Source organism: Cribrihabitans marinus (assembly GCF_900109035.1).
Lineage (GTDB): Bacteria > Pseudomonadota > Alphaproteobacteria > Rhodobacterales > Rhodobacteraceae > Cribrihabitans > Cribrihabitans marinus.
Map to the genome: position 1 here is coordinate 133,430 of NZ_FNYD01000001.1, position 25,423 is coordinate 158,852.

The following is a 25,423-nucleotide window of genomic DNA, read 5'->3' on the forward strand; positions in this document are numbered from 1 at the left end:
ACGCGGGAAAGCGCGACCCGGATCACAGAACGGCGTCGAGCGCGTCGAGCAGTTGGGCGATCTCCGCCTCGGAGGTGTAATGCGTGAAGCTCAGCCGCAGCACGCCCTGGTCGGGATCGATCCCCATCGCACGAAGCGGGCGCACCGCGTAAAAATCGCCGCCGCCGGCCATGATCCCGTGGCTGGCGAGGTCCGCGGCCACCGGGCCGGCGGGCCGGTTCAGCGCCAGCGCCACCGTGGGCGCGCGGCGTCCGGCATCGGCGGGACCGATCAGCCGCAGGTCGTTGCGGTCCTTCACCGCGTCCAGAAGCGGCTGCAACAGCGCCTGTTCATGCGCCCGCATCAGGTCGTGTACGAACCCGCCCCGCGCCGCGGCGTCGGCCTTCGGTCCGCCATGATGGTCACACAGCAGGTCGAGATAATCGGCCATGCCCGCGCTGGCCGCGATCTGGGCATGATCTGGCCCGGCCGGCGTGAATCGCTTGTAGAGCGTGTCGGCGTTGAAGAAATGCGCCTGGTTGGGCAAGAGCTCTCCCAGCGTGCGGCGGATCACCATGCAGCCCTGGTGCGGGCCATAGGTCTTGTAGGCCGAGAACAGGTAGATGTCGGGGCCGAGGTCGCCCACATTGGGCAGCCCGTGCGGCGCGTAGGACACGCCATCGACACAGACAAAGGCGCCGGCGGCATGGGCGATGGCGGTGATCTCGGTCACCGGGTTGATCTCGCCCACCACGTTCGAACAATGCGGAAAGCAGACCAGCCGCACCTTGTCGTCCAGCAGCGGCTCCAGCGCCTCGGGGTCTAGATGGCCGGTGGCCGGGTCGATCTTCCATTCGCGGATCTCGACCCCGTCTTCGGCCAGGCGCCGCCAGGGGCCGGAATTGGCCTCGTGATCCTGGTCCGTGACCACGATCGCCTCGCCCGGGGTCAGCCATTGGCGAAACGCCTGCGCCAGCACATAGGTGTTCTGCGTGGTCGACGGGCCAAAGCTCAGCTCGTCCCCCTCGACGCCCAGGATCGCCGCCAGCCGCGTGCGGGCCTCGTCCATCTCGGCGCCGGCCAGGTGGCTGGCCTCGTAGGGGCCATAGGGCTGCACCTTGCGCTGGGTGTAGTAGCGGGTCAGCCGTTCGATCACCGGTCCGCAGGTATAGGACCCGCCGGCATTTTCGAAAAACGCCTGCCCCTGCAGCGAGGGTTCGGAAAAGGCGGGAAACTGCGCTCGCACGAAATCGATATCCAGCGGCATGGGTCCTCCTGTCGGCTGTCCGGCAATGGATGCCGCCCCGGTCCCGGCGGGTCAAGACCGTTGGCTGATGCCAGGTTCTGTCATTGCCCCATGGCACACAGGCATGGTCTTGTCCCGAAAGGAAGAACCCATGACCTACCAGCCCGAAAACTGCCTCGTCTGGGGCGAATTGCCGGTCACCGACCTCGACCGCGCGCTGAAATTCTATGCCGCCGCGACGGGGGCCGAACTGAGGCTCGATAACAGCGGGCCGAACCCGATGGCGGTGTTCCAGGCAGGCGCGCCCGACACCGGCGTCGCGCTGCATCTCTATCCCGGCACCCCGGCGGAAGACGGGCGCGGCCCGACCCTGCACCTGGCCGCCGAGGGCGCTCTGGAGAACGCGATGGACCGCGTCACCAAGGCCGGGGGCGAGGTCGTCTCGCCCCCCATTTTGATTCCCGCCGGCCGGTTCTTCTATGCCAAGGATCCCGACGGCAACTCGGTCGGATTCTTCGAAGGCAAGGCCGCCTGAACGCAAAACGGGCCCCGGAAAACCCGGGGCCCGTTTCTAGGGTCAATGCCAAAGGGTCAGCTGCGTTCGCTCTGCAACCCTCGGAAGATCGCCCAGCACATCACCAGCAGAACCAGCGTGAAGGGCAGTCCGGTCGAGATAACCGCCGATTGCAACGAGGCCAGCCCGCCGCCCACCAGCAGCACGATGGCCACCGCGCCTTCGAAGATGCACCAGAACACGCGCTGCGACACCGGCGCGTCGACCTTGCCGCCAGCGGTGATCGTGTCGATCACCAGGCTGCCGGAGTCGGACGAGGTCACGAAGAACACGATGACAAGAACGATGCCGATCGTCGATGTGATCGTCGCCAGCGGCAGCGGATCCAGCATGTAGAACAGCTTGAGTTCCAGCGCCGCGTCCTTGGCCTGGGTATAGCCGTCGGCGACCACCTGGTTGATCGCGGTGCCGCCAAAGACAGACATCCACAATACGCAGACCATGCTGGGGATCAGAAGCACGCAGATCAAGAACTCGCGCACGCTGCGGCCCCGGCTGACGCGGGCGATGAACATGCCGACGAAGGGTGACCAGCTGATCCACCAGGCCCAGTAGAACGACGTCCAACCCTGGCTGAAGTTCACGTCCTCGCGTCCGAAGGGGTTCGAGAGCGGAATGAGGTTCTGCAGATAGGCCCAAAGGCTGTCGAAGAACAGCGTCAGCAGGAAGATCGGGCCACCGACGAAGAACACGAAGATCAGCAGCAGGCCGGCAAGGCCCATGTTGATCTCCGACAGCACCTTGACGCCACCATCAAGCCCGCGCACCACCGAAATCAGCGCGACGGCGGTGATCGCCGAGATGAGCAGCACCAGAAGCGTGCCGGAATTGGCCACGCCGCTTTCCTCGGTATTGCCGTAGGGTATGCCCAGGAACGCCCGCGTGCCCTCGGCCGCGTCGCCCGAACCGTAGAGATAGGTCAGACCCGAGGCCGCCTGTTCCGCGCCGAACCCAAGCGAGGTCGCAAGACCGAACAGCGTGGCGAACACGGCCAGAGTGTCGATGATGTGGCCGGTCCAGCCCCAGACACGCTCGCCGAAGATCGGATAGAATGCCGAGCGCAGCGTCAGCGGCAGGCCCTTGTTGTAGGTGAAGAGCGCCAGCGCCAGCGCCACGACCGCATAGATCGCCCAGGGATGCAGACCCCAGTGGAAGATGGTCGCGGCCATGCCGAGGCGTTGCGCGGCGACCTCGTCGCCGCCGGCCGCGCCCAGAGGCGCCCAGTCGGTCCTGACACCGTCCTCGACGGTTGTCCCGCCCAGCGAGGACGAGAAATGGCTCATCGGTTCGGAAACGCCGAAGAACATGAGGCCGATGCCCATGCCGGCCGCGAACAGCATCGCGAACCATCCGACATAGCTGTAATCCGGCGTTGCATCGGCTCCGCCCAGCCGGATCGAGCCGAAGGGGCTGACGATCAGGAACAGGCAGAACAGCACGAAGATGTTGGCCGCGCCCAGGAAGAACCAGTCAAACCCCTTGGTGACGGACGAGAACAGCCAGCTGAATACGGCCGTCGCCTGGTCCGGCAGCGCCAGGGCGTAGAAGACGAATGCAACGATCGACAGCCCCGATATCATGAAGACGGGGTTGTGAATGTCGAAGCCGAAGGGGCCTACATTGCCCTCGACGTTGTCCTGTCCGATCTCGTAGTCGGTTTCGATCAGGTCCGCCGCGCCTTCCGGCTCGGGTATGCCCTGATTGGTGCTATCATCAGCCATATGGCTTCCTTTCCCTGTGTATGCGTTCGTCCGGCGGTCTGTTGCGCCGGATCACTCGCCGCGGACCACGAACACCGAGACCTTGGCCTCGGCGGCCAGGTGGCCCCCATGAGATCCTGTGAAACTGTCAGCCCAGCCAGGAACGTGGCTGGCCATGACGACCAGATCCGCGCCGGTCTCCTCGATCGCCGCAAGCAGCGTCCGGTCGAGATCGACGGCCGGGTCATGGCTGAGCGCCAGGTGGCAGCACGCCCGGTGGCCATGCGCCGCGGCCTGCGCCTCGGAGAATTCGGCAAGGTGCCCGCGGGCTTCGTCCGGGGTGTGCCCCAGCGTGCCCGGAGCGGAAGAGGTCACCGCGACATAACAGACTTCGGCCCCGTAGTGCCGCCCCAGATCCGCCGCCGCGGTCAGGGCCCGGGTCAGTTGCCCGGGATGCGAGATGTCGACGGGGACCATGATCTTGGAAAACACGATTTCAGTCCCTCCCGTGTCGTTTGCATTGCTCCCGGACATCGTCCGGAACGGGACAATTGCCGGGGATTGACAAGGTCAACGAACCCAAGGTCCGTTAACGAAAGCTAACGCAAACGGCAGCGGAACGCGACCCGAAGGCGACCCTTTGTCTCCGGGCGCCGACCTGACCGGGGCCGCCAGAGCGGTCCCGGCCTTGCCAGAACGGCCGAATCAGGCGTTCACATCCACCACGACACGGCCCTTGATCCGGCCTGCCAGAATGTCCGCGCCCAGCTGCGGCAGGTCGTGCAGGGTGGCCGGCTGCACCATCGATTCGAGCTTGTCCATCGGCAGGTCGCCGGCGATCCGCTGCCAGGCCCGCAGGCGGTTCTCATAGGGCTGCATCACCGAGTCGATGCCCAGAAGGTTCACCCCGCGCAGCAGGAAGGGAATGACCGTGGCCGGCAGCCCAGCCCCGCCGGCCAGGCCAACAGCGGCGACCGAAGCGCCGTATTTCATCTGGCCCAGCACGCGGGCCAGCATCGCGCCGCCCACCGCGTCGACGCAGCCGGCCCAGCTTTCGGTCTCCAGCGGGCGCTTGGTGGTCTCGTTGATGTCGTCGCGCGGCACGATCTGCGTGGCGCCCAGACCTTTCAGATAGGACTCGGTCTCGGGCCGTCCGGTGACGCCGGCCACCTCGTGGCCCAGATTGGCCAGGATCGCGGTGGCGACCGAGCCGACACCGCCCGCCGCGCCGGTGACCAGGACCGGGCCGTGACCCGGCTCGAGCCCGTGATCCTCGAGCGCCATGACCGCCAGCATCGCGGTGAAACCCGCGGTGCCCACCGCCATCGCCTGCCGCGTGTCCAGCCCCTCGGGCAGCGGCACCAGCCAGTCGGCGCGCACATTGGCCTTCTGGCTGTAGCCGCCCCAATGCGCCTCGCCCACGCGCCAGCCTGTCAGCACGACCTTGTCGCCGGGGCTGTAGCGGTCGTCCGAGGACGCCTCGACCGTGCCGGCGAAGTCGATGCCGGGCACATGCGGATATTTGCGCACCAGCCCGCCGCCGGGGCCGATGCACAACCCGTCCTTGTAGTTCACGGTGGAATACTCGACCGCAACCGTGACCTCGCCCCCGGGCAGGTCATCCAGCCCGATCTGGCGGACCTCGGCGCTGGTCTTGCCGCTGTCCTCGTCCTTGTCGACCATCAATGCGTTGAACATCGCCTTCTCCTTTCTCGCGGCAGGCCGTGCCTGCCGGCTGGTTCGGTTTCAGTCCGGGCGCAAGCGCTCCGGCGAGCCTCACTCCGGCCCGTGCCAGTCGATCTGGCAGATCTCGGCCGAGCGGCCGTCGAAATCCCAGACCCGGCCATAGGCGCGCAGCCTGCCCTTGCTGGCGGTGGCCACGGTGATGTCGGGGCCCATCCAGTATTCGGTGTTGGTGATAACCAGGTCGCGCTCGGGATCCTTGCCCGCCACGGGATGCACCACGCCCTTGATCTTGCGACCCACGGTGATGTGACGGGTCTTGCCGTCGGTGTCGTAGCTCACCGGCTGACGCTCGTGGCCCAGGATCTCGCCCACGAGGATCTGGAACAGACCGGTCGTGCCCTTGGCCGCGCCGCTGAAGATGGCCACCAGCGCGTCATATTGCGCGTCGCTGGTGCGCTCGTCGATGAACAGCGCCACCTTCCAGTTGCCGCGCCCCATCATGCCGGGGATCTCGATCATCAGCCCGATATTGAACCCGCTCAGGTCCAGATCGCCATAGCTGCCGCTGTCGATGCGCACGCCGCCCCAGGTCTGGCAATGGCCCTCGGTCGGCGGGTGCTTGCCCAGGCTGACCACGCAGGGGCAGAAGACCGTGCAGTTGCAGTTGAGGATCAACTCGCCCTTGAGCGTCCAGGGAACGGTGCCGACAGCGTCCAGTGCCATGTATCTCTCTCCGTTGGTCAGATTGCAGATAACCCGATCCACGCCGCCCATCCGATCAGCCCTGCGCCCAGCGGGCGGGTGATCAGGCGGCCCAGATCGGGCAGTTTCTCGAACACCATGATGAGGGTCGCCAGCCCCATGAAGGCCACGTTCATCACGCCGCCGACAAAGGCCAGCAGCATCAGCGCCCAGCAGCAGCCCAGGCAGACCAGCCCCAGCCGCAGCCCGTTGCGCCAGGGGCCTTCGTCCCAGTGCTGCAGAAAGAAGGTCAGAGGCTGGCGGCATTTCGACAGGCAGGCGTCCTTGAGCGCCGAGAACTGGTAGAGCCCTGCCCCGGCCAGCAGCGCGGCTGACAGCAGGGCCGAGCGGCTGCCGCCCAGGGCATCGAGCAGCCCGGCCCGGACCAGCATCAGTTGCAGCCCGCCCGCCAGCACCGAAAAGCCCAGCCAGACGGCCAGATAGCCCGCCACCAGATGCGCAAACCGGGTGCCGGGCGCGGCATGGGACAGGTCGTCATAGGTGGCCAGCGCCGGCAGCGCGGTCGGCGCCATCATCGCCGCCGACATCAGCGCCCACATCGCCACCGCCCGGCCCAGCCCGGCGGCATCGGGCGTCACGGCGCACAGGCTCTGCCAGAAATCCGGCCCGTAAAGCGCCCGCAAAGCGCGGTATTCGGCCGGCACGGCCATCACGAAGAGCAGCGCCCAGGCCACCAGGATCGTGCCGAACAGCGCCAGCCAATGCGGCGCGGTCATGGCCCTGATCCGATCTGACAGCACGCGACCCTCCTTGCCTTGTGCGACTCGATCCTTGCACTTCAAATGTCAGACTTTTAAATGTCAGACAAATAGAAAGTATGGGCGGCATGAAAATCGACCCCGAAAACCCGGCCGGCCTGTCGGCACAAATCGCCCAGGCGATCAAGGACGCGATCGTCTCCGGCGCGCTGATCGTCGATGAACGCCTGCCCTCGGAATCCGAGCTGGCCGAGCAGTTCCGCGTCTCGCGCCCGACCGTGCGCGAGGCGTTGAAACGACTGGCGGCGCAGTCGCTGATCCGCACCCAGCGCGGGGCCACGGGCGGGGCCTTCGTCAACCGGCTGGCCTACCAGGATGCCTATGCCCAGCAGATCACCACCTCGACCCTGCTGCTGAGCATGAACGCGGTCAGTTTCGACACCGCCTGCGAGGCCCGGTTCGCGCTGGAGCGCGCCTGCGCGCCGCTCTCGGCAGAGCGGCGCGCGCCCGACCACCTGGCCACCATGCGCGCCGAGATCCTGCGGCAGGCGCAGCCCGGTCTGACCGACGAGGCGTTCTGCGCCTCGGACGTGGCGTTCCACCGGGCGCTGGTGGACGGTGCGGGCAATCCGGTTCTGTCCTATCAGCTGGCCGGCGCGGTCGAGGCGATGCAGCCGCTGATGAACATGATCACCTTCACGGCGCGCTCACGCGAGACCATCGTTGCGCTTCATACTGCGCTTGCCGACGCGATCGAGGCCCGTGACGGACAGGCGGCGATGCAACGGCTGGGTGATCTGGAGACCGAAACCCGCGGCCATGCCTCGGACGTCTTCGCCGCCCGCAAGGCCGGTGCGCAGACCCGCCGGACCTGAAGATGGACGCGGCCCGGGGGCCTGGTTTCGAGACGAAAACACAAGGCAGACGGGGCCGCACATAAGAAGGCCGGCCAATGCCCCATCGCATGACCGGCCACCGGTCCGTCCCCCGTAAAGAATTTTCCGGCAGGCGTATCCTACACCCGGAACGAGAGTGGGCCAGAATTAATTGGCTCAGGTTCCGAAACCCGGTCTTTTTGTGTCGGATTGAAATACAATGAGGGTCAATGATGCTGCATTGTCTCTGTTTTTGGCGCGATTTGATCGCTCGACGCGAATAAGTCTGATCAATTGCCGGCAAAAATCCCGCGTCGAACCCCTTGGCAATCGCGGGGAATCGTTCCTATATTCATCCTGTCCTTCGGGACTATGGACATAAACGCGCCCGTAATAAGCGGATCGGACCCGGGGGCGGTACCCGGCGGCTCCACCAGAACCCGTTCATTTGGCGGCTATGGGGCCGAAACAGGATCGACGGACGTCTAAAGGGGTTAGCTTTGTCTCGGTGAGGTACCACCGTTACCGGTCCGAACAGTACAATTGCAAATGACAATCGTGCTCCGGTTGCTCTGGCTGCGTAAGCAGTCCGAAAGACCAAAACTTAAGCCCTTGCGCCTAGCCGCGTAAGGCGGGGTTCGCAGGCACCTGGCAACAGAAGCCTGCACTTTCCCCTCCCCGATCACCTCCGGCAGACGTTGCGTGTTTGTTAACCTTTCCGCGTCAGTCTGACGGTCGGATGAGGAGGCTGCGATGAGCAAATCCGACGTGCTGCGCGAATGGTATGACGAGGTTTGGGAGAACGGCAATCTGGACGCCATCGACCGGCTGTTCGCCCCCGATACAATGGCCGAGGGGTTGATCCCCGAGATGCAGGTCGGACCAGACGACTTCCGCGATTTCGTGACCGCGTTCCAGCAGCTGGTGGGCCCGATCCGGGTGGATCTGCCCAAAGTGGTCGAAAACGGCGACTGGCTGGCGGCGGTGATCCGCATCGAAACCTCACGCGCCGACACCGGCGCGCCGGTGGAACTGACCGGCCAGGTCATGGCGCGGGTGTGCGACGGCAAGATGGTCGAGGCCTACAACCAGGTGGATTTCATCTCGCTCTTCGAGCAGCTGGGCCAGTTTCCCCCCGACACCCTGCCCGTCAGCATGACCGGTCAGCGACTGGACTGGACCTGAGCGCGCCTGACCCGTGGACCGGGCAGCGCTTGACTCTGCCGGCCACGCAGGGTCCACTGCCCTGATGGGGCCTCGCGAACGCCCCGTGAGGCGTCAGCCCAAGTTTCGCATGTTTCCGCACGAAGAGGACGCATGCCATGGCTGCCCCAAATGAAATCACCGTTCCCCAACTACTGCGACGGATCGGCCTGCCCGATGCGCCGGTTATCGTGGACATCTCGATCGATCCCGATTTCGACGCCGACCCGTTCCTGATCCCGGGATCCTTCCGCCATCCCCATACCGACCTGCCCGGCCTCACGTCCCGCCTGGCCGGCCGCCCCTGCGCGGTCGTCTGCCAGAAGGGCCTCAAGCTCAGCCAGGGCCTTGCGGCCTGGCTGCGCAGCGACGGGATCGCGGCCGAATATCTGCAGGGCGGCAAGTATGCCTGGCGCGACCATGCCGGCGCGCCGCGCATCCCCGCCGCCGCCATCCCGGCCCACGTGGGCGGCAGCACGCTCTGGGTCACGCGGCACCGCCCCAAGATCGACCGCATCGCCTGTCCCTGGCTGATCCGCCGCTTCGTCGATCCCGGCGCGCGGTTCCTCTTCGTCTCGCCGGCGCAGGTCGAAGGCGTTGCGGACCGCTATGGAGCAACCCCCTTCGACATCGAGGGCACATTCTGGAGCCACCGCGGCGCGGATTGCACCTTCGACACCATGCTCGCGGAGTTTGGCCTGCGCACCACTCCGCTGGACCGGCTGGCCAAGGTTGTCCGCGCCGCGGACACCAACCGGCATGACCTGGCGCCCGAGGCGGCCGGCCTGCTGGCGCTTTCGGTCGGGTTGTCGCGCCAGTTCCGCGACGACACCGAACAGCTTGCGGCCGGCATGGCGCTCTATGACGCGCTTTATCGCTGGGCGCGCGACGGACAGGGCGAAGGTCACGACTGGCCCGGCGACCGCGCGCCATGACCCGCAGCCTGCGCCAGATCGCCCCGGCCTTTGCGCGGATCGGGCTGCTGTCCTTCGGCGGTCCGGCCGCGCAGATCTCGCTGATGCACCGCGAACTGGTCGAGACCCGGCGCTGGCTGGACGAAGAGAGCTTCCTGCGCGCGCTGTCGCTGTGCATGCTGCTGCCCGGTCCCGAGGCAATGCAGCTGGCCACCTATGCCGGCTGGCGGCTGCGCGGCGTCAGCGGCGGGTTGCTGGCCGGGCTGCTCTTCGTGTTGCCGGGGGCGCTGGTGATCGCGGCGCTGGTCGCGCTCTACGCGGCGTTCGGCACCTTGCCGCTGGTGCAATCGGCCTTTCTGGGCGTCAAGGCGGCGGTCATCGCCATCGTCCTGCACGCCCTGCGCAACCTGGCGCCCAAGGCGCTGACGGGCGCCGCCGCCTGGATCGTGGCGGGGCTGGCCTTCGTGGCGATCTTCGCGCTCGACCTGCCGTTTCCGCTGATCGTCGCGACGGCGGCGGCCTGGGGCTTTGCCACGACGCAGGCGGGTGCCACACCGCCGGTCGCCATGCCGGCCGCGACGGGCCGGCCCATCGTCACGGCTGCGATCTGGTTGACGCTCTGGCTGGCCCCGCTGGCCGCGCTCAGCCTCTCGGGGCAGCGGCTGCTGGCCGAAATCGGCTGGTTCTTCGCCTGGCTCGCGGTGGTCACCTTCGGCGGCGCCTACGCGGTGTTGGCCTACATGACCCAGACCGTGGTCCAGCAATACCAGTGGATCAGCACCGCCCAGATGATCGACGCGCTGGGGCTGGCGGAAACCACGCCCGGGCCGCTGATCCTGGTGACCCAGTTTGTCGCCATGCTGACCGGCCAGATCCAGGGCGGCGCGGGGCTGGCGCTGGCGGCCGGGGCGGTCGCGCTCTGGGCCACTTTCGTGCCCTGCTTCCTGTGGATCTTCCTGGCCGCGCCGCATCTGGATGGGCTGGCCCGCAGGCCGCGCCTGTCGGGGGCGCTCAAGGCGATCACGGCGGCGGTGGTGGGCGTCATCCTCAACCTGTCGCTGTGGTTCGCCCTCAACGTCCTGTTCCACCGGGTCGGCGAGGTCGAGATCGGCCCGGCCCGCCTGCCCTGGCCGGATCCTTGTGCGCTGGACCCGCGCGCCCTGGCGCTGGCGGTGCTGGCGGCGGTGCTGCTGCTGGTTGCGCGGCGCGGTTTGGCCCAGACGCTTGCCCTGTGCGCCGCGGCGGGTGCGGCAAGTCATTTCATCTGAGGGATTCGCCCGCCGCGCGGGCTTTCGTTTCGCTCCGAATCCCTTATGGTGAGGACAGACGAGTTCGAGGGCACCCATGTCGCAGAGCATTGATTACGGCAACCTGATGCACACGGCCATGCGCGGCCTGATCAAGACCGTGCTTCGGGACGTGGCCGAGCGCGGCCTGCCCGGGGCGCACCATTTCTTCATCACCTTCGACACAACCCATCCGGGCGTCGAGATCGCGGACTGGCTGCGCGACCGCTATCCCGGCGAGATGACGGTGGTGATGCAGCACTGGTTCGAGAATCTCGACGTGGGCGAGGACGGATTCGCCATCACCCTCAACTTCGGCGATTCGCCCGAGCCGCTCTATATTCCGTTCAACGCGATCCGCACTTTCGTCGACCCCTCGGTCGAGTTCGGGCTGCGTTTCGAAACCGCGGAAGATGACGAAGACGGCGAGGATGTCGCCCCGGCGGCCGAACAGGACCACGCGCCCGAGACCGAGGGGCAGCCGGACGCCGAGGTCGTGTCGCTCGACAGTTTCCGGAAGTAGGGCAATTGGCGTCCCGGCGATGGATTATTGCCGCTCGAGGAACGTCTCGACCGTGCGGGATATCTCACCATTGGCGACTCGGCTGAACCGGAGCGTGAGACCGCCATCGGCGAGGATCCGGTCGAACTGCTGTAGCTCATAGCCGCCTTCGGGACTTACGAAGAGCGAATAGACCGTCAGCGTGTCGCCTGCGATCCGGCCCCAGACGAACGGCTCGCCCTGCATCGGGTCCAGTTGCACGGCATGGCCGAACACGTTGCGCTGCATCGCGGCCGAGAAGATCCCGTCGCGATCGGTGGGCAGGAAGTCGATGGAAAAGGAGCTTTCCTTGATCCGGCCGTCTGTCTTGCGCGCCACCGTGGCCCAGCTGACGTTGAACCCGTCCTTTGTCTCGCTGATCGAGACCGACATGTCGCGCGGCTCGGTGGTTCCGTCGGCATTCACCAGTTCGGCCGACCCGGTATAGTCGCCGATGAACGGCGCGATCCCGGTCTCGGCTGCCACGGCGGCCCAGGCCATCGCGCACCAGATCATCGCCGCCGTGGCCAGCCGCCTGAGGGAAATCGCATGGGTCGCGTGCATCGGAAACTCCGGGTTCTGTTCTGCCGCACCATCTTACGCGCCGGCGCGCCGCCGACAAAGGCCAGATCGTCCGGCGCGCGGATTTGACCGGGGCGGCGGCTATACCAATGCGCCCGGGCCTTCTATGGTGCGCGAAACTGGCCGATTGCGCCACCCGCCCGCGCTGGTTAAACCGCATGCAACCGCATACCCAACGGAGTCACGCAATGTCCCGAACCCGAACCGAATCCGACAGTTTCGGCCCTCTCGAAGTGCCGTCCGACAAGTATTGGGGCGCACAAACGCAGCGGTCGATCCAGAACTTTCCGATCGGCTGGGAAAAACAGCCCGTGGCCATCGTGCGGGCGCTGGGGGTGATCAAGCAGGCCTGTGCCCAGGCCAACAAGGCCAGCGGCAAGCTGGACGCGGCGCTGGCGGATGCGATCATCCAGGCGGCGGGCGAAGTGGTGGACGGCAAGCTCGACGACCATTTTCCGCTGGTGGTCTGGCAGACCGGATCCGGCACGCAGTCGAACATGAACGCCAACGAGGTGATCGCCAACCGCGCCATCGAGATCCTGGGCGGGCAGATCGGGTCCAAGGATCCGGTGCATCCCAATGACCACTGCAACATGGGGCAGTCGTCGAATGACACCTTCCCCACCGCCATGCATATCGCCACCGCTATGAGCGTGCGCGACGTGCTGCTGCCCGGGTTGAAGAAACTCGCGGAAGGTCTTGAAATAAAATCGGAAGAGTTCAAGGACATCATCAAGATCGGTCGCACCCACACGCAGGATGCGACGCCGCTGACGCTGGGTCAGGAATTCTCGGGCTATGCGCATCAGATCCGGATGGGGCTGGCGCGTATCGACGCGGCGATGCCCGGCATCCATGAGCTGGCGCAGGGCGGCACCGCCGTGGGCACCGGGCTGAACACCGACAAGGGCTGGAGCGAAACGGTTGCCGCCAACATGGCCGAGATCACCGGCCTGCCCTTCGTCACCGCGCCCAACAAGTTCGAGGCGCTGGCCGCGCATGACGCGATGGTGTTCCTGTCCGGTGCGCTCGCGACCGTCGCCGGCGCCTGCTACAAGATCGCCAACGACATCCGGTTCCTGGGCTCCGGCCCCCGCTCGGGCCTGGGCGAGCTGATCCTGCCGGAGAACGAGCCCGGCAGTTCGATCATGCCGGGCAAGGTGAACCCCACCCAGGCCGAGGCGCTGACCCAGGTGGCCGCCCATGTGATGGGCAATGACGCGGCGATCAAGTTCGCCGGCAGCCAGGGCCATTTCGAGCTGAACGTCTACAACCCGATGATGTCCTATAACCTGCTGCAATCCATACAGCTTCTGGGCGACGCCGCCGACAGCTTTACCGAGCGGATGCTGAACGGCATCCAGGCCAACGAGCCGCGCATCGAAAAGCTGATGAAGGAATCGCTGATGCTGGTCACGGCGCTGGCCCCGACCATCGGCTATGACAACGCCACGACGGTTGCCAAGACCGCGCACAAGAACGGCACCACGCTCAAGGAAGAGGCGGTCAAGTTGGGCTTTGTCGACGAAGAGACGTTTGACCGGGTGGTGCGCCCCGAACAGATGATCGGCCCGCGCGGCTGAACCTGCTGTCAAGCTATGGCCGCCCGGTGCCGAACCGGGCGGCCACGGCTGGGCAAACGCACGGTTTCCCCACGGCAGCGACACGAATTTGACAGGATTCCGGTCTAGCCGTCTTTGGTCAGACAAAGTGGAATGGGTGCGATGCCGGTTACCGAGTATGAACTTTACTTGGCCAGTGATCTGGTCTTTTCCGGCGGGACGGTCCGCCTGGTGCCGGGCTATACCGGCGACAACGACGTCATCCTGACCGTGACCGACGATGACAACGTTCTCGACGGCGACCTGAACCGGAATGAGGACGGCAACGACACCAACCAATTCGGATTTGCCGAATTCGCCGATGGCAGTACGCTCGGCGGCCCCAACTTCAACGTCTATTCCGAAGAGCAATACACGCTGACCGCCCCCGGCAGCCCGACGATCACCCTCTATCGCATCGAGATGGACTCAGATCCGTTCTCGCGGGCCGGAAACGGCGATCTGGTGGGGTATCTGCCGTCGCTGCCGCTGGAACCCGGGGTCACATACAGCTTCACCACCAGCAACACCGTGCCTTCGAACGATCCGACCTATACGGAACCCACCGGGGCGATCTGCTTTACCGGCGGCTGCCTGATCGAGACCGCGACCGGGCCGCGACCGGCCCGGGACCTGCGGGCCGGCGACTTGGTGCGCACCCGCGACAGTGGCTTGCAGCCGCTCAAATGGGTGTTCCGGCGCCAGGTCACGGCCGGGGAACTCCGCCACAGGCCCGATCTGCGCCCGATCCTGTTCGAGCCGGGCGCGCTGGGTCCGAACATGCCCGAACGGCGCAGCTGGCTCTCGCCGCAGCACCGGGTTCTCGCCCGTTCGGCCCATGCCGAGCTGCTGTTCGGCGAACCTGCGGTGCTGGCGCCCGCCAAGGGGCTGGTGAACGGGCGCTCCATCCGGGTCGACACGCCCCGCGACGGGGTGGACTACATCCATCTCCTGCTCGAGCGGCACGAAATCCTGTGCGCCGACGGCATCGAGGCCGAAAGTCTGGACCCTGGCGCCTGGGCCATGCGGTCGATGACACCGCAGGCACGCCACGAATTGCAGAGCCTGTTTCCCTACCTCACCACCCACGGGTTTCACAGCTATCCCACCGTCTCGGTGCGCGAGGCCGGCATCCTGGCGCGCTGACACCCGGGCTTGCCGCACCCCTGCCGGCGTCCTAGGATTCCCCAACCGGTTCGAGGGACCGCCAAGAGGATCCGCATGGCCAAGGTGATCAATCTGCGCAAGGCGCGCAAAACCGCCGAACGGTCGGCGCGCAAGGCCCGCGCCGACAAGAACGCGGCAAAGCACGGCCGCAGCAAGGCCGGCAAATCGCTGGACAAGGCCCGTGCCGAAAAGGCCCGGCGCGATCTCGACGGGCACGAGATCGAGCCGTGAGCGGCGCGCCGGTCAAACGATCGCTGACGCTCAAGGGCCACCGCACCAGCGTCTCACTGGAAGACGAATTCTGGCAGGAATTCCGGCGGATCGCCCAAGAGAAAGACATTCCAATCAACGCTTTGGCAGCCGAAATTGATGTCGCCCGGGATCCCGGCACCGGGTTGGCTTCGGCCATCAGGGTCTATGTGCTGAACCGTGTGCGGCAGGCGCGGCCATGAGCGCAACGGTCACTGGCCCGGACGGGCGGCCACGCTGCGGCTGGTGCGGGACGATCCCGGAGTTCTTCGGCTACCACGACCGCGAATGGGGCTGGCCCGTGGCCGATGATCGACGCCTCTTCGAGAAACTGTGCCTGGAGAGCTTTCAGTCGGGATTGAGCTGGCGCACCATCCTCAACAAGCGCCCCGCCTTCCGCGCCGCCTTTCATGGCTTCGACCCGCAGCGCGTCGCGGCGATGGATGCCTCGGATGTCGAGCGGTTGCTGCAGGACCGCGCCATCATCCGGCATCGCGGCAAGATCGAGGCGGTGATCGGCAACGCCCGGCGCCTGCCCGACCTGATCGCCCAGAACGGCTCCTTCGCCGCCTATGTCTGGCGGTATGAACCCGATCCGGCCATCCTGCCGGCGCCGCAAAGCCGGACGACCAGCCCCGAATCCGAGGCCATGGCCAAGGATCTCAAGGCGCGGGGCTGGCGCTTTGTCGGCCCGACCACGATCTTCGCCTTCATGCAGTCGATGGGCCTGATCAACGATCACGCGACCGGCTGCATTCTGCGCGCGCAGGTTTCGGCCGCGCGGCGGGACTTCGTGCGCCCCGCCCCCTGACCTCAGACCGAGGCGCGGTGGATCTTGCCGATATTCGTGCTCAGGGCCTCGGCGAATTCGGCATCCGACATCTGCTTGGTCAACCCCTCGGTCAGCGCCCGCGAGAACGAGGCGGTCATCTTGTCGTTCCTGGCCAGAAGCGCGCAGGCCTCGTCGGTGGAATAGCCGCCCGACAGGGCCACGACCCGCAGGACGCGGGGATGATCGGCCAGTTCGTCGTAAAGCCCGGCCTCGTCGGGCAGAGTCAGCTTCAGCATGACCTCCTGCCCGGCGTCGAGCTCTTCAAGCTGACTGAGGATCTCGTCGCGCAGCCGCGCCTCGGCCTCGGCCTTGGTCTGCGACTTGATGCTGACCTCGGGCTCGATGATCGGCACCAGCCCGGCGCCCAGCACCTTGCGGGCCTCGTCGAATTGCTGACCCACAACCGCGGCGATGCCCACCGCGTTGCATTCGTGGATCACCGAGCGTGCCTTGGTCCCGAAGATCCCCATCTCGGCGGCCCGCGCCAGGGTCGATCCCAGACCCGGAACCGGCTTCATCATCTGCACGCCGTCGGCCGTGTCCTCAAGCCCCTTGTCGGTCTTGAGAAACGGCACGATCCCCTTCTGCGACCAGAGGTAGTCGGCGACCTTGCGCCCCTCGATCTCTTCGTCCAGCGTGCGTTCGAACAGGATGGCGCCGATCACCTTGTCGCGGTTGAACGCGTCGCACAGGATGATCCGCTCGCGCATCCGCTGCACCTCGGCGAACATCTCCTCGTCGGAGGAATAATCCGAGTCCCCGACACCGTAGAGCGCCAGCGCCTTGGGGGTCGATCCGCCGCTCTGGTCCAGCGCGGCGATGAAGCCCGCCCCGGTCTCGATCTGTTCGCGTTGGCTGGCCTTGGACATGTCCGACTCCCGTTCGTTGATTCCCGTTTGCCACCGCATACCGCAAGCCTCGGGTCGATGGTAGGTTGTTAGCGCTCAACCACGCGCAGCCAGATTCCGTCGCGCGCACGCACCGTCAGATGCGCCACCGGCACCGGGGCGCGGCCGGGCACCGGTTCGAATCGGTAACGCCGCAGGAGCGTCGACAGGATCAGCACCGCCTCGGCCATGGCAAAGCCCGCCCCGGGACAGACCCGCTTGCCCGCCGAGAACGGGATGAAGGCCTCGCGCTGGCACTGGCGGCCGTTTTCGGTCTGCCATCGCGCGGGGTCGAAGGCGTCGGGCCGGTCCCACAGCCGTTCATGGCGATGCAGGTGCCAGGGGCTCAGCACGATCTGCGCACCCCTCGGCACGTCCCGCCCGCGGAAGCGCTCGGGCCGTGTCGCCTCGCGCACCATCATCGGCACGGGCGGGTAGAGCCGCAGCGCCTCGCGGAACACGTCGCGGGTCATGCGCAGATGGGACAGCCCGGCAATGCCCTCCTCCTGCGCCGCTGCGGCCTCTGCGGCCTCTGCGGCCAGCCGGTCCTGCCAATCGGGGTAGAGCGCAAGAAGGTAGAGCGCCCAGGCCAGCGCCGAGGCGCTGGTCTCGTGCCCGGCCAGGAAAAAGATCGCCACCTGGTCGACCATCTCCGATGTCTCGAACCGCGCGCCCGTTTCCGGATCGGCGGTCGTCATGATCTTGGTCGCCAGGTCGTCCGGCGCGGTGCCGGCCGCGATCTCCGCCTGCCGGTCGGCCGTCAGCCGCCGGATCAGTGCGCGGATCTCCCCCGCGCTCCTGCGGGTCGCGCGGGAATGGAACCGCGGCATCCAGCGCGGCAGGGGCACAAAGGCCGCCAGGTTCAGGATCGGCTGCGCGCGTTGATGGGCGCGGAACCGGTCGAACACCTGCGCCGCGATCTCATGCTCGATCGGCACCGAGAACAGCGTGCGAAAGATCACGTCCGCCGTCGCGTGGCTCGTCACCTGCTCGATCTCGACCGCTTCACCGACCTTCCCGGCCAGCCGCGCGGCGCAGGCCTCGGCCGCGGCGCGCATGGCATCGTGGCTGTGCCGCAGGCGTCCGCCCTCGAAGGCCGGGTCGATGATCCGCCGCTGCCGGGCCCAGGTCGCGCCATTGCTGAGGAACACCGAGTTGCCCAGAAGCGGCCGCAGCCCCTCGCCGATCCTGTCGGACTTGGGAAATCGGTCGGTGCTGGCCCTGAGCACCTCCATCACCAGATCCGGCTGGTTGACCAGGTAGGAGCGGAACAGCGGCGTCCGGAACTCGGCCATCCAGGCGCGGTAGAGCCGCGCGGGCTGGGCCGACAGGATATCGCGCCGGAACAGCCGCAGATACCGCCAGAGCGAGACGCGATCGGGGCGCGGGTCGGGCTTGGGCGGCGTCACGCGGCGGCCCGGTCGGTGTATTTCGACAGGCTGCGCTCGATCCGCGAGCGCGACGGCCCCCGCCCGGCATAGCGCACGGCCAGCGTGCCGGGCCCCGCGGTGATGCGGAAATAGTCATAGTCGCCGGGGCGGTCGAAGGCGCAGAGATACTGGAAATGCAGCCGGAAGAACCGCCAGCGCAGCGCCGCACGCCGCTCGCGGCTGAGCGTGTGCGTGAACGCCGCCGAAATCACCAGCGGCCAGCGTTTCTCGCGCGGGGCGACCCCCGACACCGCCACCGGGTCGCACAATGCAAAGCAGCACCCGTCACCGGGCGCCGAGACATCCACCCATGTGAGGTCGTCGCGCCGGCTCAGCAGGTGCAGATCGGCGCGCAGCCGTCGGGCCTCGGGCAGGAAGGAGACCATCGGCACGACCTGTCCCAAGGTCAGCAGGGACAGTGCCGGGCCGGCTTCGGGTGCGCGCACCTCGCGCATCAGATCGGCCAGGACCGAGATGCCCAGATGTGCGCCCGAGCTGTGCCCCACCACCAGAACCTCGTCCACCTCGGACGCCAAGGCGGCCCGGATCCGCGCACGAAACGCTGCCAGCCGCGCCTCCAGCTCGGCCGGATAGGCGCCTTTGTCGCGGGCGGTATGGGCATAGTCATGCATCAGGTAGTGGGCAAAGAACCGCCCGTCGAGCCGCCGGAACGCGCGTAGCACCCACCAGGCCGCCGCAAGCCCCGCGAGTCCGGCCAGAACCCGGCCCGCCAGCCCCGCCCAGGGCTCCAGCAGCAAACCCAGGGCCACGCCGCCCCCCGCAACGGCCAGGGCCAGCAGCAATTGCAGCAGCAGGAAGCCCACCGGATAGAGCGCGGCGATCACCGGCCCCTTCCTGAGCCGCATCAGCCGCCACAGCGCCCCGGTGCCGATATAGGTGGCGGCCGTGCGCAACAGCTGAAGATAGGTGCCCGGGATCGTGGCCGACATGCTGTGCTGCACGATATCCGACCAGACCAGAACCTCGAAATCCGCCTCGACCCGCTGCCCGTCCTGTTGCGACGAGACCCGCCACCCCGACGTCCCGTCCGCGCTTGCCGATACCGTCAGCTCATAGCCCGAAATCCGCGCCTGCTCGGCCCCTTCCCGGCGATAGAGTTCGCGGTAGCGGCGCGGCGGGAACGGGTCATAGCCCGGGATGTAGAACACCCGGCGGCGGCGAACGCTGGTGTCGGGGGGCGCACTGCTCATGGCTCGACCTCTTATCGGCGCAAGCCTAGCGCGCAACCGGCCGGCTGAGAAGGATCCGCCGCGACATCCGGCCGAAAATACCTTCGGAGGTGAATTGCCCCGGACATGGTCCGGGGCAAGAGGGGGCGGACAGCCCCCTTGTCGGGCTCAGCCGAGGACCGCAAGCCCGGGAAAGGTCTCCAAAAGCCACCAGGAGAAGGCCGAGAACAGCCCCGCGACCAGCATCACCCCGACCACGACCAGCAGGCCGCCCATGACCTTCTCGATCAGGTTCATGTGCCGCTTGAGCCGGTTCATCAACCTCATGGAACCGGTCAGGAACACCGCCGCCAGAATGAAGGGAATCCCCATCCCGGCCGCGTAGATGGCCAGCAGAAGCGTTCCCCGGGTGACCGACGCCTCCGATGCCGCCAGCGACAGGATCGCGCCCAGTTGCGGGCCGAGGCAAGGCGTCCAGCCAAAGGCGAAGGCCAGGCCGAGGATATAGGCGCCAAAGGCTGAGCCGCCCGATTGTCCGGCCTCCATCCGTGCCTCGCGGTCCAGGATCGGGATGCGGAAGACGCCGAGAAAATGCAGCCCGAACACGATCACGACCGCGCCCGAGATGCGCGCGAACAGCACCTGGTTCTGCAAGAAGAACGCGCCCAAGGCCGAGGCTGTGAAGCCCAGGAACAGGAACACCGTCGACAGGCCCAGCACGAAGAACAGCGCCGCCACGATCGCCTTGCGTCTTGCCCGCGACACGCCCTGGATCTCGCCGATGGTCACACCGCTCATATAGGCAAGATAGGGCGGAACGATGGGCAGCACGCAGGGGCTGAGAAAACTGATGACCCCGGCCAGCAACGCCACAGTCATGGCAGGGATCAGCCCTGCGTCGATGATCTCAATTCCGAACATGGAGTCAGCCTATAGGCGATCGCACGGGCAAGGTCACTGGCACGGCGGTCACATCCCCGTGCTGCGGCCGCACCGCTGGACAAGTTGCCGGCGGCGGAATATCCCGCCCCCATGAGCGAGCAAGGCGAGACACTCGACGCGCTGGGGCTGCTGTGCCCCCTGCCCGTCCTCAAGGCGCGCAAGCGTCTCAAGGCGCTGCCCGATGGCGCGCTCCTGCGGGTGCTGGCCGACGATCCTGCAGCGATCGTGGACATCCCGCATTTCTGCACCGAGGCCGGACATGCCCTGCTGGATCGGGCCGAGGGCGACGGTCACCACGTCTATGTGATTCGAAAGGGCGGCTGAGCGGTCAGAACGCCCCGGATCGAAAAAGGCGGTCCCGAGGTCCAGCCTCTGGCGGTAGTTGTTGATAACCCCGCTGATTGCTCAGCGGGGTTTGCCAATTCAGGGCTTCAAGTGTCGAGGAAATCTTCGGGCGCTTCTCTGGTTGCACCTTATGCCTCGTTCGAGTTTGTATTACATTGTATTACAGAGCAGGCGAAAGGGCTAAGCATTGGGTACCGCACCTTACTCAATTCGTCTTGACGACGAGCTCAGGCAATCGCTCGAGCGCGAAGCGGAGATCGAAGATCGACCGCCCACTCAGCTCGCGGTGCGTGCCATTCGCTCAATGCTGGAAGCCAAGGCCGCAAAGCGTGCAGCTGTTGAGGCTGCTCTGGAACAGGCAGATCAGGGGAAGTTCATTTCCGCCGAGACGATGAATGACTGGATCGACTCTTGGGACACTGAGGATGAGGTTCCCGTCCCGAAAGCCGACATCACGCCCGACAGCGCGTGAAGATCGTATTCCTCGAAGATACGACGCGGGACATCCAATGGTTCCGCTACCACTACCGGTCCGTCTTTCCTGAAGGCAGCGCAAAAGCCCGTGATCACTTGAAAGCCATCCAGAATACGCTGGCGGCCAACCCCTATGCCGGTCACCCAAGCGATGCTTGCGAAAACATGCGCGAACTCTCGATCCCTCGGACACCGTTCACGCTCATTTACCGCGTGGCATCGACCCGAATTGAGATTTTGCGTCTCTGGGATACCAGGCAAAGCACTGGTTATTGATGCGGGAAAAGCGGCGCTCAATTTGGCGCCGCTTTCAACACTTGCCGTCGGGGCTGGGCCCGAGGCCCGCCTTCCGCTTATCGTCCCAGCGACCACCAGCCGCGTTTCTTGGGCTTGGCCGGCTTGGCCGGTTCCGCCTCGGCGGTCATGGCCGGCTCGGGTTCGGCCTCGGGTTCCGGCGTCGGCGCGGGGGCCGGCTCGGGCCGGGGCGGTTCGGCCGCCGCCACCGTTTCCGGCTGCGGTTCGGGATCGGGCTGAACCGGTTCGGCCGGCGGCGCATCGGCGCTCTCCGCCTCCTGGGCCGCAACGGGCTCGACCGGCTCTTCCTTCTTCTTGCGGCTGCGCGGCGCGCGCTTGCGCTTGGGCTTCTCCTCGGGCGCGTCGGCGCCGACGGGATCCGGTGCCGCCTCGCTGGCCGCCTCGTCCGCGGCCGCGTCCGCAGCCGGCTCCGGCGCGGGGTCGGCGGCTTTCTTGCGCGTCCGGGTGCGCTTTGGCTTCGGCTTGGCAGCCTCGCCGGTTTCCTCGGTCTCGGCCGGCGCCTCTACCACGGCTGCTTCGGTCTGCTCGGTCACATCGGCACCGCTGGTGGCCTCGGCCGCCACGGCGTCCTCGGACCCGTTGTCGCCCTGGCCGTCGGCCGTGTCGCCGTTGCCGCTGCCGCGCCGCCGCCTGCGGCGACGACGCTTGCGCTTGGGCTTCGGCTCGGTCTCGTCCGTCTCCACCGCAGCTCCGGGCGCCTCGGGCGCTTCCTCTTCGATCTCTTCCTCGGGATCCGAGGCGTCCACCTGGTCCATCAGCGAGGCATCCACCGACACCACCGGCGCGGTGGCCACCGGCACGGCGCGGCTGGCGGTCTTGAACTTCTCCATCGAGAAATCCGGGCTGACCAGATGCGTATCGCCCTCGATCCGCACCGACAGGCCATAGCGCGCCTCGATCTGCGCCACGTGCTCACGCTTCTGGTTCATCAGGAAATTGGCGATGCTGACCGGGCAGCGCACCAGCACCTCGCGCGAGCGGCGGCGGGTGCCCTCCTCCTCGATCTGGCGCAGGATGCTCAGCGCCATGTTGTCGTCGGACCGGATCAGGCCGGTGCCGTGACAGGCCGGGCACGGCTGCGTCGTCGCCTCGATCATGCCGGGGCGCAGGCGCTGGCGCGACATCTCCAGCAGGCCGAAGCCCGAAATGCGGCCCACCTGGATCCGGGCGCGGTCGGTCTTGAGCTTGTCCTTGAGGCGCTTTTCCACCGCGTTGTTGTTCTTGCGCTCGTCCATGTCGATGAAGTCGATCACGATCAGACCGGCCAGGTCGCGCAGGCGCAGCTGGCGGGCCACCTCCTCGGACGCTTCCAGATTGGTCTTGAGCGCGGTTTCCTCGATCGAGCCTTCCTTGGTGGCCCGGCCCGAGTTCACGTCGATCGCCACCAGTGCCTCGGTCACGCCGATCACGATGTAGCCGCCGGATTTCAGCTGCACGGTCGGGTTGAACATCCCCGCAAGGTAGCTTTCCACCTGGTAGCGCGCAAACAGCGGCAGCGCATCCTCGTAGCGCCGCACGTTCTTGGCATGGGACGGCATGATCATCTTCATGAAGTCCTTGGCGATGCGGTAGCCGCCATCCCCCTCGACCAGAACCTCGTCGATGTCGCGGTTGTAGAGGTCGCGGATCGAGCGTTTGATCAGGTCGCCTTCCTCGTAGATCTTGGCCGGCGCGATGGATTTCAGCGTCAGCTCGCGGATCTGTTCCCACAGTCGCTGCAGGTATTCGTAGTCGCGCTTGATCTCGGCCTTCGTCCGCTTGGCCCCCGCGGTGCGCACGATCAGGCCCGCGCCGCGCGGCACGTCCATCGTGCCCGCGATCTCCTTGAGCTTCTTGCGGTCGGCGGCGTTGGTGATCTTGCGGCTGATCCCGCCGCCACGGGCGGTGTTGGGCATCAGCACGCAATACCGGCCGGCGAGGCTGAGATAGGTGGTCAGAGCCGCGCCCTTGTTGCCGCGTTCTTCCTTGACCACCTGCACCAGCATCACCTGGCGGACCTTGACGACCTCCTGGATCTTGTACTTGCGCGGACGCGGCTTGCGCGCCGGGCGGATATCCTCGCTGTCATCCTCGTCGGCGACGGATTCGATGTCGTCGTCGCGGGTTGCGGCGTCGGTGTGTTTGTCGTCCTCGGCCTCGTCGCGGGAATCGGTTTCAGCGTTCTCGTCGGTGTCCAGCGGCTCTTCGACCGGGGTCTCCTCGACGCGCTCGATCGGCGACGTGCCCTCGGGCACGTCGTCGCCGGAACCCTCGGCGTCCAGGTCGATGGTCTCCATCCCGGTGATCTCACCGTCGACGTCGCGCGTCTCGATCGGGTCGTCGCTGGACAGGTCCTGGGCCTTGCCGCGCGACCGGCGACGCGGCTTGCGCTTGCCGCCGCCCTCCTCGGCCTCGTCCCGGGCCTTCTGCGCCTCGGCATAGGCGCGTTCTTCCTCCATCAGCGCCTCGCGGTCGGCGACCGGGATCTGGTAGTAGTCGGGATGGATCTCGGAGAACGCGAGGAACCCGTGGCGGTTGCCGCCATAGTCCACAAAGGCCGCCTGCAGCGACGGCTCGACGCGCGTCACTTTCGCGAGATAGATGTTGCCAGCTAGCTGGCGCTTGTTCTCGGATTCAAAGTCGAATTCCTCGACCTTGTTGCCGTCCACCACCACGACGCGGGTCTCTTCCGCGTGGGTGGCGTCAATGAGCATTTTCTTAGCCATAAGTCCTTGCTGCACCAGGTATTCGGCACAGATCGCCCGCCTCCGGGCGGAGCGGCGTGTCGATACAGGTGTCTTGTCTGTGCGATTGTGGACGCGGCGAAACAGGGTCGGGGCTGTGCCCTCCCTGCCCGAACACTCGATCTGTGCGCGCGCGTCATCGCGGTTCTTCTCCGACAGGCGGGGCGCTTGCACCCGTCGCCTGCCCATTTGTTCCTTTCATCCGGATCGCTCCGGGCGAAGGCGCTCTCGTGCCCCGCATTGCGGGACGCAATCGGTCTGCCCTGCCAGTTGGGTTTTCCAGCTGCGGCAAGGCAGCGAATCTCTCACTTGGGCGCTCAAAGGTCGCGGGGACCGGCCCGTTCGATCAACATAATGGCAGTGCCCTGTGAAACACAATGGCGAAAACGCGCCCACGCGAGGCGCCGCCGGATCAGAGGCCGAATTCGAGGACCAATGGCCGATGGTCGGACATCTCGGGCCGCGCTGGCACGTCGAAGGCGCGCAGGCGCAGCTGTGGCGATACCAGCATGTAATCGGCCAGCCGCACCGGCTTGGGATAGAGTGTGGTCCGCGTATCGGCATGACCGCCCGTGGTCACCAGATCGACCAGCCCGCCAACCAGCAAGGCCCGGAAACCGGCCGTGTCCGGCGTGAGGTTGAAGTCGCCCGCCAGAACGGTGGGCTCCCCGGGCCGCCGAAACACCTCGAGCCTCCGCATCACGGCCTCGGACTGCGCCAGCCGGGCCGTCGTGTCGCCCTTGCCCGAGGGATCGCGCAACCCGTGAAAATGCGCGACCACCAGCCCGGCGCCGGCATCGGGATCGTGGATCCGCGCCATCTGCATGGTGCGCGGCACAGGCTGCGGCCCCCAGCCATTGCCGCGATAGGCGCCATGCACGAAAGCCGACGATTGCTCGGTCATCGCCAGATCGCCCCGGCACCAGAGCGCCAGCCCGTGTTCCGAGACATGGCGCCCACCCTCGGTGTCGACCAGATGGCCGCGGGTGGCCGGGCTGAACCAGGCCTGGTGGCGCGGCAGACAGCGCGAAATGTCGCCAAAGAGATCGGCGCGCTGCCACAGCTCGCGATCCGCATCGCGGTAAATCAGCCAGTCGGGGCCGGCCGCAGGCGCGCGCGTGACCTCCTGCAGGCACAGGATGTCGGGGGCCTGATCGGCCACCCAGTCGCGCAGCGTGGGCCAGACCTTGCCGCCCCACGCGTTGAGCGAGACCAGGCGCAC

Annotated in this window: 27 protein-coding genes and 1 other RNA gene; 15 read left to right on the forward strand and 13 right to left on the reverse strand. The window is 66.6% G+C overall.

Annotation, left to right across the window (positions count from 1 at the left end; all coding sequences use genetic code 11):
* Positions 1-22: 22 nt before the first annotated feature.
* Complete coding sequence (locus BMX57_RS00635; RefSeq protein ID WP_092361507.1) at positions 23-1,246, reverse strand: aminotransferase class V-fold PLP-dependent enzyme; 1,224 nt, start codon at positions 1,244-1,246, stop codon at positions 23-25.
* Between the two features lie 130 nt (positions 1,247-1,376).
* Between BMX57_RS00635 and BMX57_RS00640 the strand changes: the two genes are divergently transcribed.
* Entirely contained in the window at positions 1,377-1,760 is a 384-nt protein-coding gene (locus BMX57_RS00640; RefSeq protein WP_092361509.1) for a VOC family protein, read from the forward strand.
* 56 nt (positions 1,761-1,816) lie between these two features.
* Here BMX57_RS00640 and BMX57_RS00645 read toward each other — a convergent pair whose 3' ends face one another.
* The 5 genes from BMX57_RS00645 to BMX57_RS00665 form a co-directional block, all read right to left on the reverse strand.
* Complete coding sequence (locus tag BMX57_RS00645; RefSeq protein ID WP_092361511.1) at positions 1,817-3,520, reverse strand: BCCT family transporter; 1,704 nt, start codon at positions 3,518-3,520, stop codon at positions 1,817-1,819.
* Positions 3,521-3,571: 51 nt separating this feature from the next.
* On the reverse strand, positions 3,572-3,991 hold the full coding sequence (locus tag BMX57_RS00650; protein ID WP_092361513.1) for a universal stress protein: 420 nt from the start codon (positions 3,989-3,991) through the stop codon (positions 3,572-3,574).
* Between the two features lie 213 nt (positions 3,992-4,204).
* On the reverse strand, positions 4,205-5,197 hold the full coding sequence (acuI, locus tag BMX57_RS00655; protein WP_092361515.1) for an acryloyl-CoA reductase: 993 nt from the start codon (positions 5,195-5,197) through the stop codon (positions 4,205-4,207).
* A gap of 78 nt (positions 5,198-5,275) precedes the next feature.
* The gene (locus tag BMX57_RS00660; protein WP_092361517.1) at positions 5,276-5,908 is read right to left on the reverse strand and encodes a DUF1326 domain-containing protein; all 633 of its coding nucleotides are present in this window, start codon (positions 5,906-5,908) and stop codon (positions 5,276-5,278) included.
* 17 nt (positions 5,909-5,925) lie between these two features.
* On the reverse strand, positions 5,926-6,663 hold the full coding sequence (locus BMX57_RS00665; RefSeq protein ID WP_092361519.1) for a DUF2182 domain-containing protein: 738 nt from the start codon (positions 6,661-6,663) through the stop codon (positions 5,926-5,928).
* A 110-nt stretch (positions 6,664-6,773) separates the two neighbouring features.
* Between BMX57_RS00665 and BMX57_RS00670 the strand changes: the two genes are divergently transcribed.
* The 6 genes from BMX57_RS00670 to BMX57_RS00695 all read left to right on the forward strand — a co-directional run bounded on the left by BMX57_RS00670 (position 6,774) and on the right by BMX57_RS00695 (position 11,446).
* Positions 6,774-7,520 carry a FadR/GntR family transcriptional regulator gene (locus BMX57_RS00670; RefSeq protein WP_092362185.1) on the forward strand — a complete coding sequence of 249 codons (747 nt, stop codon included), beginning with the start codon at positions 6,774-6,776 and terminating at the stop codon, positions 7,518-7,520.
* A gap of 320 nt (positions 7,521-7,840) precedes the next feature.
* Positions 7,841-8,189: a transfer-messenger RNA gene (gene ssrA / locus BMX57_RS00675) on the forward strand.
* A gap of 84 nt (positions 8,190-8,273) precedes the next feature.
* Positions 8,274-8,705, forward strand: coding sequence for an ester cyclase (locus BMX57_RS00680; protein WP_092361521.1), 432 nt, complete (start codon positions 8,274-8,276; stop codon positions 8,703-8,705).
* Positions 8,706-8,842: 137 nt separating this feature from the next.
* On the forward strand, positions 8,843-9,658 hold the full coding sequence (locus tag BMX57_RS00685; RefSeq protein WP_092361523.1) for a chromate resistance protein ChrB domain-containing protein: 816 nt from the start codon (positions 8,843-8,845) through the stop codon (positions 9,656-9,658).
* On the forward strand, positions 9,655-10,905 hold the full coding sequence (gene chrA / locus BMX57_RS00690) for a chromate efflux transporter (protein ID WP_092361526.1): 1,251 nt from the start codon (positions 9,655-9,657) through the stop codon (positions 10,903-10,905). Before BMX57_RS00685 ends, chrA begins: the two co-directional genes overlap by 4 nt.
* A gap of 76 nt (positions 10,906-10,981) precedes the next feature.
* Positions 10,982-11,446 carry an SspB family protein gene (locus BMX57_RS00695; RefSeq protein ID WP_092361528.1) on the forward strand — a complete coding sequence of 155 codons (465 nt, stop codon included), beginning with the start codon at positions 10,982-10,984 and terminating at the stop codon, positions 11,444-11,446.
* A 24-nt stretch (positions 11,447-11,470) separates the two neighbouring features.
* Here BMX57_RS00695 and BMX57_RS00700 read toward each other — a convergent pair whose 3' ends face one another.
* Positions 11,471-12,028: a hypothetical protein gene (locus BMX57_RS00700; protein WP_092361530.1), complete on the reverse strand. Its 558-nt coding sequence runs from the start codon at positions 12,026-12,028 to the stop codon at positions 11,471-11,473.
* Between the two features lie 206 nt (positions 12,029-12,234).
* Here BMX57_RS00700 and fumC point away from each other — a divergent pair, with 206 nt between their 5' ends.
* From fumC to BMX57_RS00725, 5 genes are all read left to right on the forward strand, one after another.
* On the forward strand, positions 12,235-13,629 hold the full coding sequence (gene fumC, locus BMX57_RS00705) for a class II fumarate hydratase (protein WP_092361532.1): 1,395 nt from the start codon (positions 12,235-12,237) through the stop codon (positions 13,627-13,629).
* A gap of 141 nt (positions 13,630-13,770) precedes the next feature.
* Positions 13,771-14,793, forward strand: coding sequence for a Hint domain-containing protein (locus BMX57_RS00710; protein ID WP_177175354.1), 1,023 nt, complete (start codon positions 13,771-13,773; stop codon positions 14,791-14,793).
* Positions 14,794-14,868: 75 nt separating this feature from the next.
* Positions 14,869-15,045, forward strand: coding sequence for a DUF4169 family protein (locus BMX57_RS00715; RefSeq protein WP_092361536.1), 177 nt, complete (start codon positions 14,869-14,871; stop codon positions 15,043-15,045).
* Entirely contained in the window at positions 15,042-15,266 is a 225-nt protein-coding gene (locus tag BMX57_RS00720) for a ribbon-helix-helix domain-containing protein (RefSeq protein ID WP_092361538.1), read from the forward strand. Before BMX57_RS00715 ends, BMX57_RS00720 begins: the two co-directional genes overlap by 4 nt.
* Positions 15,263-15,874, forward strand: coding sequence for a DNA-3-methyladenine glycosylase I (locus tag BMX57_RS00725; RefSeq protein WP_092361540.1), 612 nt, complete (start codon positions 15,263-15,265; stop codon positions 15,872-15,874). The genes BMX57_RS00720 and BMX57_RS00725 overlap by 4 nt, the downstream gene beginning before the upstream one ends.
* A gap of 2 nt (positions 15,875-15,876) precedes the next feature.
* Here BMX57_RS00725 and BMX57_RS00730 read toward each other — a convergent pair whose 3' ends face one another.
* The 4 genes from BMX57_RS00730 to BMX57_RS00745 form a co-directional block, all read right to left on the reverse strand.
* Positions 15,877-16,764, reverse strand: coding sequence for a fructose bisphosphate aldolase (locus tag BMX57_RS00730; protein ID WP_092362187.1), 888 nt, complete (start codon positions 16,762-16,764; stop codon positions 15,877-15,879).
* A 68-nt stretch (positions 16,765-16,832) separates the two neighbouring features.
* Positions 16,833-18,191, reverse strand: a complete 1,359-nt coding sequence (locus tag BMX57_RS00735; protein ID WP_092361542.1) for a cytochrome P450 — start codon at positions 18,189-18,191, stop codon at positions 16,833-16,835.
* Positions 18,188-19,423: a hypothetical protein gene (locus BMX57_RS00740; RefSeq protein WP_092361544.1), complete on the reverse strand. Its 1,236-nt coding sequence runs from the start codon at positions 19,421-19,423 to the stop codon at positions 18,188-18,190. Before BMX57_RS00740 ends, BMX57_RS00735 begins: the two co-directional genes overlap by 4 nt.
* A gap of 147 nt (positions 19,424-19,570) precedes the next feature.
* Positions 19,571-20,323 (reverse strand): cytochrome c biogenesis CcdA family protein, encoded by a 753-nt coding sequence (locus tag BMX57_RS00745; RefSeq protein ID WP_092361546.1) that lies wholly within the window; start codon positions 20,321-20,323, stop codon positions 19,571-19,573.
* A gap of 111 nt (positions 20,324-20,434) precedes the next feature.
* On the opposite strand from BMX57_RS00745, the gene BMX57_RS00750 reads away from it, so the two are divergent.
* The 3 genes from BMX57_RS00750 (at position 20,435) to BMX57_RS00760 (ending at position 21,439) form a co-directional block, all read left to right on the forward strand.
* Complete coding sequence (locus BMX57_RS00750; protein WP_092361548.1) at positions 20,435-20,668, forward strand: sulfurtransferase TusA family protein; 234 nt, start codon at positions 20,435-20,437, stop codon at positions 20,666-20,668.
* Positions 20,669-20,876: 208 nt separating this feature from the next.
* Entirely contained in the window at positions 20,877-21,161 is a 285-nt protein-coding gene (locus tag BMX57_RS00755) for a CopG family ribbon-helix-helix protein (RefSeq protein ID WP_092361563.1), read from the forward strand.
* The gene (locus tag BMX57_RS00760) at positions 21,158-21,439 is read left to right on the forward strand and encodes a type II toxin-antitoxin system RelE/ParE family toxin (RefSeq protein ID WP_092361565.1); all 282 of its coding nucleotides are present in this window, start codon (positions 21,158-21,160) and stop codon (positions 21,437-21,439) included. Before BMX57_RS00755 ends, BMX57_RS00760 begins: the two co-directional genes overlap by 4 nt.
* A 77-nt stretch (positions 21,440-21,516) precedes the next feature.
* Here BMX57_RS00760 and BMX57_RS00765 read toward each other — a convergent pair whose 3' ends face one another.
* Together BMX57_RS00765 and BMX57_RS00770 are read right to left on the reverse strand one after the other, a co-directional pair.
* The gene (locus BMX57_RS00765; RefSeq protein WP_092361567.1) at positions 21,517-24,183 is read right to left on the reverse strand and encodes an Rne/Rng family ribonuclease; all 2,667 of its coding nucleotides are present in this window, start codon (positions 24,181-24,183) and stop codon (positions 21,517-21,519) included.
* Between the two features lie 430 nt (positions 24,184-24,613).
* Positions 24,614-25,423 (reverse strand): endonuclease/exonuclease/phosphatase family protein, encoded by an 810-nt coding sequence (locus BMX57_RS00770; protein ID WP_092361569.1) that lies wholly within the window; start codon positions 25,421-25,423, stop codon positions 24,614-24,616.

What these genes read in the sequence shown, in the direction of transcription:
- BMX57_RS00635 (WP_092361507.1), bottom strand. Translation starts at nt 1,246, where the DNA reads ATGCCGCTGGATATCGATTTCGTGCGAGCGCAGTTTCCCGCCTTTTCC.
- BMX57_RS00640 (WP_092361509.1), top strand. Translation starts at nt 1,377, where the DNA reads ATGACCTACCAGCCCGAAAACTGCCTCGTCTGGGGCGAATTGCCGGTC.
- BMX57_RS00645 (WP_092361511.1), bottom strand. Translation starts at nt 3,520, where the DNA reads ATGGCTGATGATAGCACCAATCAGGGCATACCCGAGCCGGAAGGCGCG.
- acuI (WP_092361515.1), bottom strand. Translation starts at nt 5,197, where the DNA reads ATGTTCAACGCATTGATGGTCGACAAGGACGAGGACAGCGGCAAGACC.
- BMX57_RS00660 (WP_092361517.1), bottom strand. Translation starts at nt 5,908, where the DNA reads ATGGCACTGGACGCTGTCGGCACCGTTCCCTGGACGCTCAAGGGCGAG.
- BMX57_RS00665 (WP_092361519.1), bottom strand. Translation starts at nt 6,663, where the DNA reads ATGACCGCGCCGCATTGGCTGGCGCTGTTCGGCACGATCCTGGTGGCC.
- BMX57_RS00670 (WP_092362185.1), top strand. Translation starts at nt 6,774, where the DNA reads ATGAAAATCGACCCCGAAAACCCGGCCGGCCTGTCGGCACAAATCGCC.
- BMX57_RS00680 (WP_092361521.1), top strand. Translation starts at nt 8,274, where the DNA reads ATGAGCAAATCCGACGTGCTGCGCGAATGGTATGACGAGGTTTGGGAG.
- BMX57_RS00685 (WP_092361523.1), top strand. Translation starts at nt 8,843, where the DNA reads ATGGCTGCCCCAAATGAAATCACCGTTCCCCAACTACTGCGACGGATC.
- chrA (WP_092361526.1), top strand. Translation starts at nt 9,655, where the DNA reads ATGACCCGCAGCCTGCGCCAGATCGCCCCGGCCTTTGCGCGGATCGGG.
- BMX57_RS00695 (WP_092361528.1), top strand. Translation starts at nt 10,982, where the DNA reads ATGTCGCAGAGCATTGATTACGGCAACCTGATGCACACGGCCATGCGC.
- BMX57_RS00700 (WP_092361530.1), bottom strand. Translation starts at nt 12,028, where the DNA reads ATGCACGCGACCCATGCGATTTCCCTCAGGCGGCTGGCCACGGCGGCG.
- fumC (WP_092361532.1), top strand. Translation starts at nt 12,235, where the DNA reads ATGTCCCGAACCCGAACCGAATCCGACAGTTTCGGCCCTCTCGAAGTG.
- BMX57_RS00710 (WP_177175354.1), top strand. Translation starts at nt 13,771, where the DNA reads ATGCCGGTTACCGAGTATGAACTTTACTTGGCCAGTGATCTGGTCTTT.
- BMX57_RS00715 (WP_092361536.1), top strand. Translation starts at nt 14,869, where the DNA reads ATGGCCAAGGTGATCAATCTGCGCAAGGCGCGCAAAACCGCCGAACGG.
- BMX57_RS00725 (WP_092361540.1), top strand. Translation starts at nt 15,263, where the DNA reads ATGAGCGCAACGGTCACTGGCCCGGACGGGCGGCCACGCTGCGGCTGG.
- BMX57_RS00730 (WP_092362187.1), bottom strand. Translation starts at nt 16,764, where the DNA reads ATGTCCAAGGCCAGCCAACGCGAACAGATCGAGACCGGGGCGGGCTTC.
- BMX57_RS00740 (WP_092361544.1), bottom strand. Translation starts at nt 19,423, where the DNA reads ATGAGCAGTGCGCCCCCCGACACCAGCGTTCGCCGCCGCCGGGTGTTC.
- BMX57_RS00745 (WP_092361546.1), bottom strand. Translation starts at nt 20,323, where the DNA reads ATGTTCGGAATTGAGATCATCGACGCAGGGCTGATCCCTGCCATGACT.
- BMX57_RS00750 (WP_092361548.1), top strand. Translation starts at nt 20,435, where the DNA reads ATGAGCGAGCAAGGCGAGACACTCGACGCGCTGGGGCTGCTGTGCCCC.
- BMX57_RS00765 (WP_092361567.1), bottom strand. Translation starts at nt 24,183, where the DNA reads ATGGCTAAGAAAATGCTCATTGACGCCACCCACGCGGAAGAGACCCGC.